Source organism: Buchnera aphidicola (Sipha maydis) (assembly GCF_024029855.1).
Lineage (GTDB): Bacteria > Pseudomonadota > Gammaproteobacteria > Enterobacterales > Enterobacteriaceae > Buchnera_J > Buchnera_J aphidicola_BI.
In genome coordinates, this window is record NZ_CP097205.1 from 130,497 (window position 1) to 147,612 (window position 17,116).

General features: G+C 21.4%; 13 protein-coding genes and 1 pseudogene. 8 read left to right on the forward strand and 6 right to left on the reverse strand.

Annotated features, from left to right (window positions below):
- Nucleotides 1-134: 134 nt before the first annotated feature.
- The 6 genes from M3Y47_RS00545 (at nucleotide 135) to pfkA (ending at nucleotide 8,298) form a co-directional block, all read left to right on the forward strand.
- On the forward strand, nucleotides 135-1,559 hold the full coding sequence (locus M3Y47_RS00545) for an FAD-binding domain-containing protein (protein WP_252839546.1): 1,425 nt from the start codon (nucleotides 135-137) through the stop codon (nucleotides 1,557-1,559).
- Nucleotides 1,552-2,298: a Nif3-like dinuclear metal center hexameric protein gene (locus M3Y47_RS00550; RefSeq protein WP_252839547.1), complete on the forward strand. Its 747-nt coding sequence runs from the start codon at nucleotides 1,552-1,554 to the stop codon at nucleotides 2,296-2,298. The genes M3Y47_RS00545 and M3Y47_RS00550 overlap by 8 nt, the downstream gene beginning before the upstream one ends.
- 88 nt (nucleotides 2,299-2,386) lie before the next feature.
- The gene (locus M3Y47_RS00555; RefSeq protein WP_252839548.1) at nucleotides 2,387-5,158 is read left to right on the forward strand and encodes a 2-oxoglutarate dehydrogenase E1 component; all 2,772 of its coding nucleotides are present in this window, start codon (nucleotides 2,387-2,389) and stop codon (nucleotides 5,156-5,158) included.
- A 17-nt stretch (nucleotides 5,159-5,175) separates the two neighbouring features.
- Nucleotides 5,176-6,315 (forward strand): dihydrolipoyllysine-residue succinyltransferase, encoded by a 1,140-nt coding sequence (sucB, locus tag M3Y47_RS00560; protein ID WP_252839549.1) that lies wholly within the window; start codon nucleotides 5,176-5,178, stop codon nucleotides 6,313-6,315.
- A gap of 251 nt (nucleotides 6,316-6,566) precedes the next feature.
- Nucleotides 6,567-7,262: a 2,3-diphosphoglycerate-dependent phosphoglycerate mutase gene (gpmA, locus tag M3Y47_RS00565; protein WP_252839550.1), complete on the forward strand. Its 696-nt coding sequence runs from the start codon at nucleotides 6,567-6,569 to the stop codon at nucleotides 7,260-7,262.
- Between the two features lie 73 nt (nucleotides 7,263-7,335).
- Nucleotides 7,336-8,298, forward strand: coding sequence for a 6-phosphofructokinase (pfkA, locus tag M3Y47_RS00570; RefSeq protein WP_252839631.1), 963 nt, complete (start codon nucleotides 7,336-7,338; stop codon nucleotides 8,296-8,298).
- A gap of 17 nt (nucleotides 8,299-8,315) precedes the next feature.
- Here pfkA and tpiA read toward each other — a convergent pair whose 3' ends face one another.
- The 6 genes and pseudogenes from tpiA to serS form a co-directional block, all read right to left on the reverse strand.
- Nucleotides 8,316-9,086 carry a triose-phosphate isomerase gene (gene tpiA, locus M3Y47_RS00575; protein WP_252839551.1) on the reverse strand — a complete coding sequence of 257 codons (771 nt, stop codon included), beginning with the start codon at nucleotides 9,084-9,086 and terminating at the stop codon, nucleotides 8,316-8,318.
- A gap of 270 nt (nucleotides 9,087-9,356) precedes the next feature.
- A pseudogene (gene rpsA, locus M3Y47_RS00580) lies at nucleotides 9,357-10,937 on the reverse strand (30S ribosomal protein S1); the annotation flags it as partial.
- Between the two features lie 106 nt (nucleotides 10,938-11,043).
- On the reverse strand, nucleotides 11,044-11,724 hold the full coding sequence (cmk, locus tag M3Y47_RS00585) for a (d)CMP kinase (RefSeq protein ID WP_252839552.1): 681 nt from the start codon (nucleotides 11,722-11,724) through the stop codon (nucleotides 11,044-11,046).
- A 53-nt stretch (nucleotides 11,725-11,777) separates the two neighbouring features.
- Nucleotides 11,778-13,064 carry a 3-phosphoshikimate 1-carboxyvinyltransferase gene (gene aroA, locus M3Y47_RS00590; protein ID WP_252839553.1) on the reverse strand — a complete coding sequence of 429 codons (1,287 nt, stop codon included), beginning with the start codon at nucleotides 13,062-13,064 and terminating at the stop codon, nucleotides 11,778-11,780.
- Between the two features lie 53 nt (nucleotides 13,065-13,117).
- A complete protein-coding gene (gene serC, locus M3Y47_RS00595; protein ID WP_252839554.1) occupies nucleotides 13,118-14,206 on the reverse strand; it encodes a 3-phosphoserine/phosphohydroxythreonine transaminase in 1,089 nt (362 codons plus the stop codon).
- A 69-nt stretch (nucleotides 14,207-14,275) separates the two neighbouring features.
- A complete protein-coding gene (serS, locus tag M3Y47_RS00600) occupies nucleotides 14,276-15,562 on the reverse strand; it encodes a serine--tRNA ligase (protein ID WP_252839555.1) in 1,287 nt (428 codons plus the stop codon).
- A gap of 221 nt (nucleotides 15,563-15,783) precedes the next feature.
- On the opposite strand from serS, the gene trxB reads away from it, so the two are divergent.
- A complete protein-coding gene (trxB, locus tag M3Y47_RS00605; protein ID WP_252839556.1) occupies nucleotides 15,784-16,770 on the forward strand; it encodes a thioredoxin-disulfide reductase in 987 nt (328 codons plus the stop codon).
- Nucleotides 16,771-16,806: 36 nt separating this feature from the next.
- Complete coding sequence (gene infA, locus M3Y47_RS00610) at nucleotides 16,807-17,025, forward strand: translation initiation factor IF-1 (protein WP_252839557.1); 219 nt, start codon at nucleotides 16,807-16,809, stop codon at nucleotides 17,023-17,025.
- Nucleotides 17,026-17,116: the final 91 nt, after the last annotated feature.

Sequence of the window (17,116 nt, forward strand, 5' to 3'; positions counted from 1 at the left end):
TAAAATTTTTAATAGAGATAAAATATAAAAAAATATATTTATCTATATTTTAAATATATTTATAGAGTATGGATATTTTTTTTTTATTTCTTTTAAAAAAAAATTTTAATTTATATATTAATGGAAATCTTATAATGAATAATTTAGTATGGTTTAGAAATGATTTAAGAATTGAGGATAATAAAGCTTTATATTTTTCTTGTAAAAATAAAAAAAAAAATGTAATAGCATTGTTTATTGCAACTCCTGAACAATGGAAAATACATGATATGTCTTATAGACAAGCTTTTTTTATTCATAAAAGATTAATTTATTTAAAAAAAAAATTAAAAAAGATTAATATTTCTTTTTTTTATAAAGAAGTAAAAACTTACATCGATTGTATTGAATATCTTTTAAATTTTTGTAAAAAATATAATATTAATAATGTTTTTTATAATTATCAATATGAGTTAAATGAAACTCATAGAGATAAAAAAATAAAAAAAATATTGTTATTAAATAAAATTTTTTTCAAAGGGTTCCATGATAATGTTTTGATTAATCCAAAATTGATAAAAAATAATGATGGTTTGTCATATAAAATTTTTCGATTTTTTAAAAAAAAATCTTTAAAAATTTTAAAAAATCATAAAATAAAATTATTTAAAACTCCGAAAATAAGAAAAAAAAATATTATGATTAATAATCACATCTTATTCTTTTCCTATAAATATGAAAAATTTCATGAAAAAACTTTTCCTTATAAAGATAATCAGATTAAAAAAAAAATAAAAATTTTTTTTGATAAAAAGATATATACTTACTTGAAAAGTAAAGATTATCCTATTTTCAATAGTACAAGTAAATTTTCTTTGTATTTGTCCTTGGGAATATTTTCTATTAGAAAATTTTTTTATTATATAATAAAAAAAAAAATAAAAAATAAAAAAAATTTATTTATTTTATTAGAAAAAATATTATGGAGAGATTTTTTTAAACATTTGTTCTTCCAATATCCAATTTTATCTCAAAATAAATCTTTTAAATTTTGGGAAAAAAAAATAAAATGGAATAATAGTGAAAAATATTTAAAATCATGGGAACAAGGAAAAACAGGTTATCCTATAGTAGATGCAGGAATGAGAGAACTGAACTTAACTGGATGGATTAATAATCGTATTCGCATGATAACTTCTAATTTTTTAGTAAAAAATTTATTTATTGATTGGAAATTAGGAGCAAAATATTTTATGCTAAAATTGATAGATGCAGATTTTTCTTTAAATACAGGAAATTGGCAATGGATATCATCAATTGGAACAGATTCAGTTCCTTATATTAGAACATTTAATCCATATATTCAATCTAAAAAATTTGATTTAAACGGAGATTATATTAAAAAATATATTCCTGAACTAATAAAAGTTCCTATAAAACACATACATAATCCGCAATTTTGGTTAAAAAAAAATGATCCACATTCTAAATATCCTCAACCAATTGTAGAATATAAACTTGTAAAAAAAATTTTTATAAAAAAAATTAAAAAAATAATTCAGAATAAAAAATATGAATAATCAATTTTTAGAAAACCTTATTAATACAAAATTAAATTCTTCATTTTTTAATGATTGTACTTACAATGGATTACAAATAGAAGGTTGTCAAGAAATTAATAAGATAATTACAGGAGTTACCGCTTGTCAAATTTTATTACAGAAAGCAATTTTTTATAATGCTCAAGCGATTATTGTACATCATGGATATTTTTGGAAAAATGAACCTAAATATATCAAAGGATATATTAAAGAAAGATTAAAAACAATTTTACTAAATAATATTAATTTATATAGTTGGCATTTACCTTTAGATGCACATAAAAAATTAGGAAATAATGCGTATATTGCGCAAGTCTTAAACATAATTCAAAAAGGATATATCAATCCTTATTTATGGTGGGGAATGTTAAAAAAACCTATTTCAGGAAAAAAATTATTTAAAAAAATAAGTAAAATTTTTTCGAAAAAACCAATATATATTTCCGGAGAAAATAATAAGAAAATTTTAAATATCGCTTGGTGTAGCGGAAAGGGGCAAAAATTTATTCATGAAGTGATTCAAAGAAATATTGATTGTTTTATTACTGGAGAAATTTCTGAAGAAATAACTCATTATGTACGTGAATCAAATATGCATTTTTTTGCAGTAGGTCACCATGCTACAGAGATCGGAGGAGTGCAACTTTTAGGTGAATGGTTAAAATCTGTTGATAAAAAATTAGATATAAAATTTATTAATGTCGATAATCCAGCTTAATTTTTTTAAAAAAAATAAAATTATTTTTTTTTAAATAATTTTTAAAACTATTTTTCACAGTTTATAAATTAATATATTATGAGAAAATATGAACAAAAATAAAGACAATAAAATGTTTAACGAATCATGGATAAATTTTATTAATTATCATTATATTCAAAATATGTATAAAAATTTTTTAAAAGATAAAAATTCTGTTAATAAATTTTGGAAAAATAAATTTATTTTACTTAAAAATAGTTCTTATCAAAAAAAAAATATTAATAATCAATATTTAGATACACAATTAAATCAAGAGATAAAAAAAAAATATTTAAATAAAAAAAAAATTTTAAAAATATTAAATTTTTTTCGATTAAATGGATTTCGTTATGCTAATATTAATCCTTTAAAAAAAAATATAAAAAAAAAAATATTTGATTTAGATAAAAAAATTTTTAAATTTAAAGAAAAATATCTAAAGAAAAAAATTAAATGGCGAATAGATAATAAAAAAAAAAAATTTTTAAATTTAAATTTTTTTTTAAAATGGTTAAAAAAAAAATATTGTCATACTATTGGATTTGAATTTTCGCATATTTATAAAAAAAAAGAAAAAGAGTGGATTCAAAAATATATTGAAAATCAATGGACGAAAAAAAAAATTAGTGATGAAAAAAAAATAGAAATATTAAATGCAATCATTTCAGCTCAAACATTTGAAAAATATATAAATTCTAAATATCCAAGTTATAAAAGATTTTCTTTAGAAGGAAATGATTCTTTAATACCTATGTTATATGAAATTATTTCACAATCTCTTCAAAAAAAATTTTGTTATTTTTATATTGGAATGGCTCATCGAGGAAGATTAAATGTTTTAATAAATGTTTTAGGAAAACCATCTAATTTACTTTTTCAAGAATTTTCAGATAAAGACATGCGTAATTTAAATACTGGAGACGTAAAATATCATTTTGGATTTTATTCAGATATTTATATAAAAAATTTTAAAAAAGGAGATATCAATTTAGAATACAATCCCTCTCATTTAGAAATAATTAATCCTGTTATTATGGGTATTTCTAGATATAAATATGATTCTTTACAATCTAAAAATTTTCATCACATAATACCAATTATGATACATGGTGATGCAGCTTTTACTGGACAAGGAATAATACAAGAAATTTTAAATATGTCACAAACTCCAGGATACGGTATTGGAGGTTCAATTCATATTATTATAAATAATCAAATTGGTTTTACTACATCAAATATTAAACATATTCGATCTAGTAAATATTCCACTGATTTAGCTAAATCAATTAATGCATTAATATTACATGTAAACGCTGATGATCCAGAAGCTGCTTTTTTTGCAGCTAAAATGAGTGTAGATTATAGAAATAAATTTCAAAAAGATATTTTTATTGATTTAATAGGATATCGAAGAAATGGACATAATGAAGTTGATGATCCATTTGTAACACAACCTTTAATGTATAAAAAAATTAAATCTCATCCAACTGTTCAGGACATATATTCTAAAAAATTAATAGATCAAAAATTAATTAATAAAAGAACTATTCAAAAAAAAATTATACTTTATCAAGATCGATTAAATCAAGGGAAAAAAATTTTACCAAATTATTCTTATTTAAATTTTAAAAAAAAAAATATAGATAATCATCTTAAAATCAAAAAATTTATCAAAATATCTCAAAAATTTACTGAAAAAAAAATAAAAAAAATTTTTAAAAAAATTAATTTTTTACCAAAAAAAATAAATTTACATCCTTTAGTCAAAAAAATCTACTCGAATAGATTAGATGTAATTAATAAGAATCAAAAATTTGATTGGGGAACGGCTGAAAATTTCGCATATGCTTGTTTATTAAATCAAGGAATTTCTTGTAGAATATCTGGAGAAGATATTTCTCGAGGAACTTTTTTTCATCGTCATGCAATTATTTATGATCAAATCACTGGCGAAAAATATATTCCTTTAAAAAAAAGTATAAAGAATTCGAAACTTTTTTTAATAGATTCAGTTTTATCAGAAGAATCTGTTCTTGCTTTTGAATATGGATATAGTTTACGTAATAGTAACACTTTAACAATTTGGGAAGCTCAATTTGGAGATTTTGCTAATGTCTCTCAAGTAGTGATTGATCAATTTATTAGTTCCAGTATGGAAAAATGGAATCAAAGTTCTAGAGTTATTTTATTATTACCTCATGGTTACGAAGGTCAAGGACCAGAGCATTCATCAGCTAGAATTGAAAGATATTTGCAATTATGTGCAAATAAAAATATGAATGTTTGTATTCCAACTACTGCATCACAAATTTTTCATTTGTTATATCAGCATATTTTTCACCAAAAATCTTTTCCATTAATAATTTTTTCTCCTAAATCTTTATTAAGAAATCCCATGTCACAATCATCTTTTTCAGAAATTTATGAAGGAAAGTTTCAAAAAATAATATGTGAAATAGATTTTTCTATTAAACAAGATTTTAAAAAAATTATTTTTTGTACAGGTAAGATATATTATGAGTTATTAGAAGCTCGAAGAAAAAAAAATATTTATCAAATTATGTTAATACGTATAGAGCAATTATATCCTTTTCCAAAAAAGAAAATATTAAAAATAATTAATAAATATTCTATGATAAAAAATATTTTTTGGTGTCAAGAAGAGCCAAAAAATCAAGGTGCATGGAATTATATTAAAAATACTTTTGAAAAACTTACTTATAATAAAATAAATATTCAATATATTGGACGAAAAAACTCATCTTCTCCAGCTACTGGAAATTTTTATATTCATAAAAAAGAACAAGAAAAAATTATCCATTCCGCTTTAAATATATAAATTTAAAAGAGATTACAATGAATAAAAAAAAAATAAGAATTCCTGAATTACCTGAATCTGTTTATCATGCAACAATTATTAAATGGCATAAAAATATTGGAGATTATATTAATAAAAATGATTTACTTATTGATTTAGAAACAGATAAAATTATGATTGAAGTTCCATCCTTAACAAATGGTATTTTAAATAAAATTTTAAAAAATGCAGGTGATCTAGTAAAATCTAATGATATTATAGGATATATAAAAAAAGAAAATACAGAGAAATTTGTTCAAAAAAATAAAGAAAAAAAATATTTTTCTCCTTCTTTAAGAAGAAAAAAAAATATTTCTCTATATCAAACTAAAAATCTCAAAACAGAAGTTTCAAAAAAAATTGATAATTCTCAACAAAAAACTAAAAAAAAAAAGACTATTAAATTTTCTGATAACAAACTAAAAAATTCAAAAAATTTAAAGATTAAAAAAATCATAAATATGTCTTCTTTGAGAAAAAAAATTTCTGAAAGATTAGTAAAATCAAAAAATGAAACTGCTATGTTAACTACTTTTAACGAAGTTAATATGCAATCTATTATTAAAATTAGAAAAAAATTTGGTCATGATTTTGAAAAAAAATATCAAGTAAAACTAGGATTTATGTCATTTTTTGTAAAATCAGTAATTTATGCAATAAAAAAATATCCGATTATTAATTCTTCAATTATAAAAGATAAAATTTTTTTTTATAAAAATATAAATATTAATATTGCTATTTCTACAGATAGAGGATTAGTTGCTCCTGTTCTGTTTAATGCAAATAAAATGGATATGTTTGAAATTGAAAAAAAAATAAAATTTTATATTTTACAATCTCACGAAAATAAATTAACTATAGATGATTTAGAAAATGGAACATTTACAATTACAAATGGTGGTGTATTTGGATCGTTAATGTCTACGCCTATAATAAATCCACCTCAATCAGCAATATTAGGAATTCATGCAATAAATAATAGACCTATAGTTAAAAAAGATAAAATAATATCAGCTCCTATGATGTATATTTCTTTATCTTATGACCATAGATTGATTGATGGAAAAGATTCTGTTGGATTTTTAAAATGTATTAAATTTACTTTAGAAAATTTTATAAATGTTATTTTAAAAGTTTAATTTTTTCTTAAATTCTTTAATAGAAATTCATTTTTAAATATAGTAAAATAAAAATAATTTGTTTATATATTTTTATGAATATCTTAATTCTGTTTGTCTAATATAATTCTTTACAAGAAAGACAAAAGAATTATATTAGTAAACAAAATATTTTAAATAAATTATAAGATAAAAATATTTCTTTATATCATATCAAAAAAAAATATATTTAATTTTTTTCTATATATCTAATTTTTATAGAAGGAGTTTGTATGACATTTAAAATAGTTTTCTTAAGACATGGAGAAAGTGAATGGAATAAATATAATAAATTTACAGGATGGTATGATGTAAATTTAAATGATAAAGGAAAAAAAGAGGCAAAAAAAGCAGGATTATTATTAAAAAAAAAAAATATAACATTTGATTTAGCATATACTTCTGTTTTAAAGAGAGCTATTTTTACTTTATGGAGTGTGTTAAAAAAAGTTAATCAGCCATGGCTAAAAATTTATAAAACATGGAGATTAAATGAAAGACATTATGGTTGTTTACAGGGATTAAATAAAGATAGTGTGATTCAAATATATGGTAAAAAAAATATTTTTAATTGGAGAAGAAGTTTTTCTGTTGTTCCTCCTTATATAAGTAAATTTAACGATTATTGGTCAGGATATGATTCTCGTTATTCCCATATGAATAAAAATGATATTCCTTTAGGAGAAAGTTTAAAATTAACTTTAAAAAGAATTCTTCCGTATTGGGAAAAAAATATTATTCCAAAGATAAAAAAAAATAAAAAAATTCTTATTGTTGCGCATGGAAATACTTTACGATCATTAATAAAATATTTATCCAAAATTCCAGAAAAAGATGTTCCAGATTTAAATATACCAACAGGTCAACCTATTATATATGAGTTTAATAAAAATTGTGAACCTATAAAATATTATTTTTTAAAAAAATAATATATTTTAAATCATTTTAATACAACAAAAATATTTATATATTAAGTAAAATATGAAATTAAAAAAAAATTATATAATAAAAAAAATAGCAGTACTGACTAGTGGAGGCGATGCTCCAGGAATGAATGCTGCTATTAGAAGTATAGTGCGTACGTCTTATAACAATAAAATTCAAGTGATAGGAATTTTAAATGGTTATCGTGGATTATGCAAAAATAAAATGATTAACTTAAATAATAATAAAGTATCTAATATTATTAATCGAGGTGGAACATTTTTAGGAACAGCTCGTTATATGAATTTTTTTGAAAAAAAAATAAGAAAAATTGCAATAAAAAATATGCAAGATAAAGGAATTGACGCATTAATTGTTATTGGAGGAAATGGAACATATGCAGGAGCAAACGCATTACACAAAATGAATTTTCCATGTATTGGTATTCCAGGAACGATAGATAATGATGTTTTTGGAACAGATTATACTATTGGATATAGTACTGCTTTAGAAACTATTGTAAAATCAATAGACCAACTAAGAGATACATCTTTTTCGCATCAGAGAATTTCAATTGTAGAAATTATGGGAAGAAAATGCGGAGATTTAACTCTATCAGCTGCTATTGCTGGAGGTTGTGAATTTATTGTTATACCTGAAATTAAATATGATGAAAAAAAATTAATACAAAATATTAAAAAAAGTATAAAAAAAGGTAAAAAGCATGCAGTAGTGGCTATTACTGAGCACATTTGTAATGTTAAAAAATTAGCTAAAAAAATTGAATTTTATACAAAAAAAGAAACTAGAGCTACAATTCTTGGACATATTCAAAGAGGTGGATCTCCAGTTGCCTTTGATCGTATTCTAGCTTCAAAAATGGGATTTTTTTCTATTGAATTATTATTAAAAAAAAAATTTGGAAAATGTATTGGAATTAAAAATGATAAAATAATATATCATGATATTGAGAAAGCTTTAAATTTTATGAAAAAAAAAATAAATAAAAAATTAATAATTATTTCAAAAAATTTATATTAATTAATTTTCTATACATTTTATTTTTTTTCTCTAAAACTAATTTTTTTAAGAATTTTTAAAAAAATTTTATAATTTAAAGATGCAGATCCAACTAATACACCATCAATATATTTTTCTTCTATAATTTTATGAACATTATTATCAGACACGGATCCTCCATATTGTAATTTAAATTTAATATTTTTATTTAAACTTTTTTGCATAATATAATTTTTTATAAACTTCATAATTTTATTAATATTATTTGGAGATTCATTTTTCCCGGTTCCAATAGCCCATATAGGTTCATAAGCAATAAACGTTTTATTGAAAGCATCATTTCCACAAGTTAAAAATATTTGATTAATTTGGTTAATTAGAACTTCTTTTGTTAAACCTTTTTCTTTTTCTTTTTTTGTTTCCCCAATACATAATATTGGAATTAAATTATTCTTTTTTATAGAAAAAAATTTTTTAGCTATTAAAGTATTATTTTCAAAATGATTTTTTCGTCTTTCTGAATGACCTAATATAACATATTTCGCTCCAATTTCATTAATCATATAAGGAGAAATTTCTCCAGTAAACGCTCCTTTATCATGATAATCAACATTTTGAGAAGCAAAAAAAATTTTTTTATTGTTAATTTTTTTAAACATATAATTAATGTATATAATTGGAGGAGAAAGAATTATTTGTATATTTTCAAAAATTTTTTTTTGAGTTGAATTAATTTTTTTAATAAAATCCTTTACAAAAGTTTGATCTCCATTTAATTTCCAATTAGCAATAACAATTTTTTTATTCATAACTTTCTCCTATTAAATTGAACAAATATAATAAATTTTTTATATATATTTTATAATTTTTTATAAAAAACTTAAATTTATAGTATTTAAAAGTATAAAAAATTTTTACTTTTACGTACTATAAATTTTTTTTTCATTTTTTATTTTATTGTATGAAATGTATTTTCGTATAAAAAATTTTATTTTTTATTAAACATTGATATTTATCATTTTAAATAGAACTTTTGAATTTTTTTTATCAAAAATATTTATTTATGATATTTTTTCTTTTTTTAAAGTATGAAATTTTTCAAAAGATAAATATATCATTCTTTTTTTACGATCAATATTTTTAATTAAAAAATTCATATTTTTTTCATTTTTTAAAATAGATATTTGTTTTGGAATATCCATATTTTTAAAATTAGAAAATACAATGTATCCCAGAACTCCTTTTTTTAAAAATATACTCGCTTTTTCTTGAAAATAAATTTTTTGAACAGTACCTTGAACTACAGATCCCTTTTTATGTTTTTTAATAAACATATGAAATTTATCTTTGATCATATGTTTAATACTTAAAGATACTCTCTCTCTCTCTGAATCAACTTGTAAAACAATCGCAGATATTTTTTCTCCTTTTTTATATTTTTTAACTGATTCTTCTCCAGATGTTTCCCAATCTATATCAGATAAATGAATTAAACCATCGATCCCTCCTTCTAATTCTACGAAAATTCCAAAATCAGTAATAGATTTTATTTTTCCATCTACTTTTGTTCCTTTTTTATGAATTTTCGAAAACTCTTTCCAGGGATTTTTTGTACATTGTTTTAATCCTAAAGAGATTCTTCTTCTTTCTTCATCAATATCTAAAACCATAACTTCTATCATATCATTTAATTTCACTACTTTAGAAGGATGAATATTTTTATTTATCCAATTCATTTCTGAAACATGAACTAAACCTTCAATACCTTCTTCTATTTCAACGAAACATCCATAGTCTGTCAAATTAGTTACTCTTCCTATAATTTTTGATTTTTCTGGATATCTTTTAGATATATTAATCCAAGGATCTTGACTTAATTGTTTTAATCCTAAAGAAACTCTTATTTTTTCTTTATCAAATTTTAATATTTTAACTGTAATTTCATCTCCAATATTAACTATTTCACTAGGATGTTTAACTCTTTTCCAAGCCATATCTGTAATGTGTAATAACCCATCAACACCCCCTAAATCAATAAACGCACCATAATCTGTTAAATTTTTTACAGTTCCAAGAATTTTTGATCCTTTTTGAATATTATTTAATAATTTATTACGTTCAAGACTATTTTCAGATTCTATAACTGCTCTTCGCGATACAACAACATTATTTCTTTTTTTATCTAATTTAATAACTTTAAATTCTAATTTTTTTCCTTCAATATGTGACGTGTCTCGTATTGGTCTTACATCGACTAATGATCCAGGTAAAAAAGCTCGAATATCATCTAATTCTACTGTAAATCCTCCTTTTACCTTGCCAGTAATTTTTCCAATAATATTAGTAGATTCTTCATAAGTTTTTTCTAACATTAACCATGATTGATATCTTTTTGCTTTTTCTCTTGATAAAATTGTTTCTCCGAAACCATCTTCAACTGTATCTAATGCTAATTCAACTTGATCTCCTATTTGAACTTCTATTTTTCCTTGAGAATTTTTGAATTGCTCAATTGGTATTTTAGATTCTGATTTTAATCCAGAATCTATCAATATGTTATCTTTATTAATTGCAATTACTATTCCTTGAATTATTGATCCAGGTTTAGTTGTTATTGATTTTAATGAATCTTGAAATAATTTTGCAAAAGATTCTTTCATATGCATTATTCTTTTTTGTATTAAAATTATATTAACTTTGTAAACATCAATGTTTTAAAAGCTGTTAAATTGTTCTTCAACTATATTCCATATTAAAGAAATTATTTTATTTATTTAATAATTTTTTATAAATTATATTCATAGATTTTTTTAATGTTTTTTCTAAACTCATTGAAGTAGAATCAATAATTATAGCATCTTTTGCTGGAAATAAAGGACATAAAATACGATTTTTATCCCGATAATCTCTTTTTTTAATGTCTTTAATGATTTTTTCTATCTTCATTTTAAAACCTCTTAATCTTAAATCTAATTTTCTTTTTTTTGCTCTTTCCAATAAACTTTTTTTTAAAAATATTTTTACAATTGCATCAGGAAAAACCATTGTCCCCATATCTCTTCCATTGGTAACTAATCCTGGAAACCGTCTAAATTTTCTTTGTTTATTCAAAAGCCAATTTCTTACATATGGAAAAATTGCAATTTTTGATGCCATCATAGAAATTTTTTCAGAATGAATTTCATTTGAAATATCTTTATTTTTAAAAAAAACTTTGATTCCATTATTCATGTATTTGAAATCAAAATTTATATAAGGAAATAATGAAATTATATTTTTTTTTTTCAAAGATAAATCATATTTTATGATATAATAAGCCATTATCCTATACATATATCCTGACTCTAAAAAATTCCAATTTAATTTCTTAGATATAGAATAAGATAAAGTGCTTTTTCCTACACCGCTTGCTCCATCAATTGTAATAACAGGATATTTTTTAATCATAAATTTCTTTTAATTTGTTTGAAATAAAATTTTTTTTATATTGTGTATGATGATTATTTATACTGGCATATTGAAAAAAAATCTAAAAAATAATTCGGAAATGTTTTATTCACACATTCAGGATTAATTAAAGTTACTGGTACTCCAGATAAAGAAATTAATGAAAAACACATAGCTATTCTATGATCATTATATGTATTAATTTCTGATTTTTTGAAAATTTTAGGAGGATTAATTTTTAAATAATCTTTACCTTCTTCAATGATTGCTCCTACTTTTCTTAATTCGGTAGCCATTGCAAATAATCTATCAGTTTCTTTTACACGCCAATTATATATATTTCTAATTGTAGTAATTCCTTTTGCAAAAAGAGAAGTTACAGCAATAGTCATGGCTGCATCTGGAATGCTATTCATATCCATATTAATACTTTTTAATTTATTTTTTTTACAAATTATTTTGTTTTTTTTAAAAAAAATTTTAGCTCCCATTTTTTTTAAAACATCATTGAATTTTATATCTCCTTGTATACTATTTTTTCCTACACCAATAACGCTGACTTGCCCTCCTTTAATTGCTGCAGCTGCCAAAAAGTAAGATGCAGAAGAAGCATCACTTTCTATATAATAATTTTTTGGAGAAATATAATTTTGTTTGTTTAAAATATAAAATTTCTTATATTTTTTATTCTTCACATATACTCCAAATGATTCCATCATTTTTATAGTCATTTTAATATATGGTTTAGAAACTAATTCACCTTTAATTAATATTTTTGTTTTTAATGGAGCATAAGGAGATGCTATTAGTATAGCTGTTAAAAATTGACTAGATATATTTCCATTTAAAATTATTTTTCCACCAAGAAATCCTCCCTGTGTTTGTATTGGTAAAAATCCTTTCTTTTTTAAATATTTTAATGTAGATTTTCCTTGTACTAATGCATTTACTAAATGTTTAATAGGTCTTTCTTGCATTCTTTTATCACCTGTAATAATAATATTATTATTTTTTATAGATAAAACAGATAATAATGAACGCACAGCAGTACCTGCATTTCCTAAATATAAAGTAATATTTTTATTTTGAGGAAATTCTCTTCCTTGACCGTAAATATAACAAGTTCTTTTTTTAGAAGAAAAAATATATTTGACACCTAAAATTTTTAAAGCATTCAACATATATTTTACATCGTCACTATATAAAACATTCTTCAGATGAGTAATTCCAGTTGACATAGATGCCATTAATAATGCTCTATTAGTAATACTTTTAGAACCTGGAAGTAATATTTCTCCTTTTACTTTATAGGGAGAGCTTAATAACATTTTTGTTTGCATAAATAATAAACCAACATTTATAATTGTATAGAAAGATTTATATATATTTCGTGTTAAAAATATTTTTTTTCAAATAATAACATGAAATTAATTAATTTTTTTACACCTTCAATTGGCATAGCGTTATAGATAGATGCTCGCATTCCTCCAGCAATTTTATGATTCTTTAAAGCATATAAACCATGTAAGCGAGATTCATGTAAAAATATATTATTTAATTTCTCGTTTTTTAAAGTAAAAATAACATTCATGCAAGATCGATTATTTTTATGTATTTTATTTCTATAAAGTTTACTTTTATCTATAAATTTATATAAAATTTTAGATTTTTTTATATTTATTTTTTCTATTTCTTCTATTCCACCGATTTTTTTTAACCATTTAAATACTAAACTAGATAAATACCATGAAAAATTTACTGGAGTGTTAAAAAGTGAATTATTTTTTAAAGCAATTTTATAATCTAAAATTGAAGGTACTAAAAAATTTGACTTTTTAATAAGTTTTTTTTTAATAATAACAATCGTAATTCCTGATGTTCCTATATTTTTTTGTGCGCTTGCGTAAATTAAAGAATATTTTTTAATATTGATTTTGCGGGATAAAAGAGTGGAAGAAAAATCTCCAATAATATTTTTATCTTTAAAATTTGGTTCTTCATAAATAGCTAAACCTTCAATGGTTTCATTAGGGCAATAATGTATATAATCAGATTGATTATTTATTTTCCATTTATTCATTGGAAGAACTATTTTTTTATTATTAATTTTTGAAACAACGTTTATAAAATTAGGACAACAATATTTTTGCGCTTCGATAGCAGCTTGATTCGACCAATGTCCGCTACAAATATAATCTGTAAAATTTTTTTTTTTTGTTAAATTCATAGGAATAGCTGAAAATTGTCCTCTTGCACCTCCTTGAAAAAAAAGTATTTTATAATTTTCTGGTATTTTTAAAAGATTTCTTAAATGTTTTTTTGAATTTTTTATTAAATGTAAAAATTCTTCACTTCTATGACTAATTTCTAAAACAGATACTCCTAAATTGCACCAATTTTTAAATTCTTGATGCGCTTTATTCATTACTTCTATTGGTAACATAGAAGGACCAGCGCTAAAATTATAAATATAATTTTTCATAATTTACCATCTATTTAAAATATTTTAAATAAAAATTATTTATTCTAAAAAAAATACGTAATAAAAAAATTACTTAATAAATTTTAATCCATTCATATATTTACGTAAAATTTTTGGTATTTTAATTGACCCATCTTTCATTTGGTAATTTTCAAGTATTGCAGCTAATGTACGTCCTATCGCTAAAGCTGATCCATTTAATGTATGAACAAAAATATTTTTTTTTTTAATTGAATCATAATATCTTGATTTCATTCTACGCGCTTGAAAATCTAACATATTTGAACAAGAAGAAATTTCACGATAAGATTTTTGGGAGGGAAACCATACTTCTAAATCATATGTTTTTGCAGATGAAAAGTTTGTTTGTCCTGTACATAATAATACTTTTCTATATGGAAGTTTTAAAAGTTTTAAAATTGTTTCTGCATGTAAAGTAATATTTTCTAATGCTTGATTAGAATCTTTTGGAAGTGTAATTTGAACTAATTCTACTTTATCAAATTGATTTAATCTAATTAATCCTTTAAAGTTTTTTCCATATGAATTAGATTCTGCTCGAAAACAGGGAGTATTTGCAACAAATTTGAATGGAAGATCTTTTTCATTTAAAATAATATTTCGTACTAAATTTGTTAGAGGAACTTCAGCAGTAGGAATCAAAAAATAATTATTTTTATTACAATGTTTGGAAAAATTAATACTAAATAAATTAGAATTAAATTTTGGAAGTTGTCCTGTTCCATACAAACTGTCTTGGTGAACAATATAAGGTATATATATTTCTTGGTATTTATGTTTATCAATATGTAAATCTAACATAAATTGACTTAATACTCGATATAGTTTAGCAATTTTATCTTTTATAACTACAAAATTTGTTCCTGAAATTTTTGCAGCAGATTTCCAATCAAAAAAATTATTTTCTTTACCTAATTCTATATGATTTTTTACTAGAAAATCCATTTTTTTTATTTTTCCCCAAGAATAAATTATTTTATTTTCAGAACTTTTTATTCCAAAAGGAACATCTTCTAAAGTGATATTTGGAGTTTTTAGAGAAAAAATAAAAAGTTTTTTTTGAATTTTTTTAAGTTTTTTATGATATTTTTTTATTTTAATGCTTAATTTAAAGCATTCTTCTTGTAAAGATTTTTTATCTATATTTAATTTTTTTTTTCCAATTAATTTTGATATTTTTTTTTGAATAGATTTTAAATTTTCAGTTTTGACTTGTATTTTTTTTCTTTTTTTTTCTAATTTTTGAAATTTTATAATATTTAATTGAAATCCTTTTTCCAATAATTTTAATGCAATTTCTTTAATATTTTTTTTTAATAATTTTGGATTAATCATATCTATTTTTCATAATAATGTATTTTTTATAATATAATTTTGGATTAATGTAAAAAATTTGTAGATTAATAAAATAAAAAATATTATATAAATGAATATTTATCCTAGTAATAAATAAAATATTAAATATATTCACTTTATATATATTAATTTATTCAATTATATTATACTATAATTTTAAAAAACATATATAAATATAAAAATAAACAACATCAATATATATGAAAAAAAATAAAAAAAAATATATATATAATAAAATTATTATTTTAGGCTCAGGTCCAGCTGGATATACTGCAGGAATATATTTAGCGCGAGCTAATCTTAGTCCGATTATTATTACTGGAAATAATCCAGGTGGGCAATTAACTAATACAAATACTATTGAAAATTGGCCAGGCGATTACAATACTTTAACAGGATTAGAGTTTGTCGAAAGATTAAAAAAACATGCAATAAAATTTAATACAAAAATTATTCATGATCAAATAATTAAAGTAAATTTAAAAAAAAAACCATTTAAATTAATTGGAGAAAATAAAAAATATCAAGCGCATGCAATAATTATTGCTACTGGTTCTACACCAAGATATTTAGGATTAAAATCTGAATCTAAATTTTTAGGAAAAGGAATTTCTACTTGTGCTATTTGTGATGGATTTTTTTATAAAGAAAAAATTATTGCTATTGTTGGTGGAGGTAATACAGCTTTAGAAGAATGTTTATATTTATCAAATATTGTAAAAAAAATTCATTTAATTCATCGAAAAAAATATTTCACTGCAGAGAAAATTTTGATTAAAAAAATATATCAAAAAATAGAACAAAAAAAAATTGTCTTTCATAAAAATTCTGTAATAAAAAAAATTATCGGAGAAAAAAACAAAATAAAATATTTAATAATAGAATCAGTTATAAAAAAACAAATTTTAAAAATTGAAATTTCTGGATTATTTATTGCTATAGGGAATACACCTAATACACAAATATTTTCCAATAAAATAAAAATGAAAAATGGATATATTGTTGTATCAAAAAATTCACAAAAATATTCTTCACAAACTAATATTCCTGGAATTTTTGCTGCAGGAGATATTATATACAATACTTATAAACAAGCTGTTATTGCTGCTTCTAGCGGTTGTATTTCTGCTTTGGATGCAGAAAAATATTTAGAATCGCAAGAAAAACAAATATCTTCCAAAAAATAAATAAATATCAATTTTTTATTTTTAAAGAGAAAATTTATGACTAAAGAAAAAAATATTGAAATGCAAGGAAAAGTAATAGATACCTTACCAAATACTATGTTTCGTGTCGAATTAGAAAATAAACATATTATTACCGCTCATATATCTGGAAAAATGCGAAAAAACTATATTAGAATTTTAACAGGAGATAAAGTAACAGTAGAAATTACTCCTTATGATTTAACTAAAGGGAGGATTATTTTTCGTAGTAGATAGAAATATTTTTATTAGTTTAATATTTCTAAATAATTAAACATTAATTGCAATTTTCAATATTTTTATTAAAAAATTTTATTTTTAATAAATT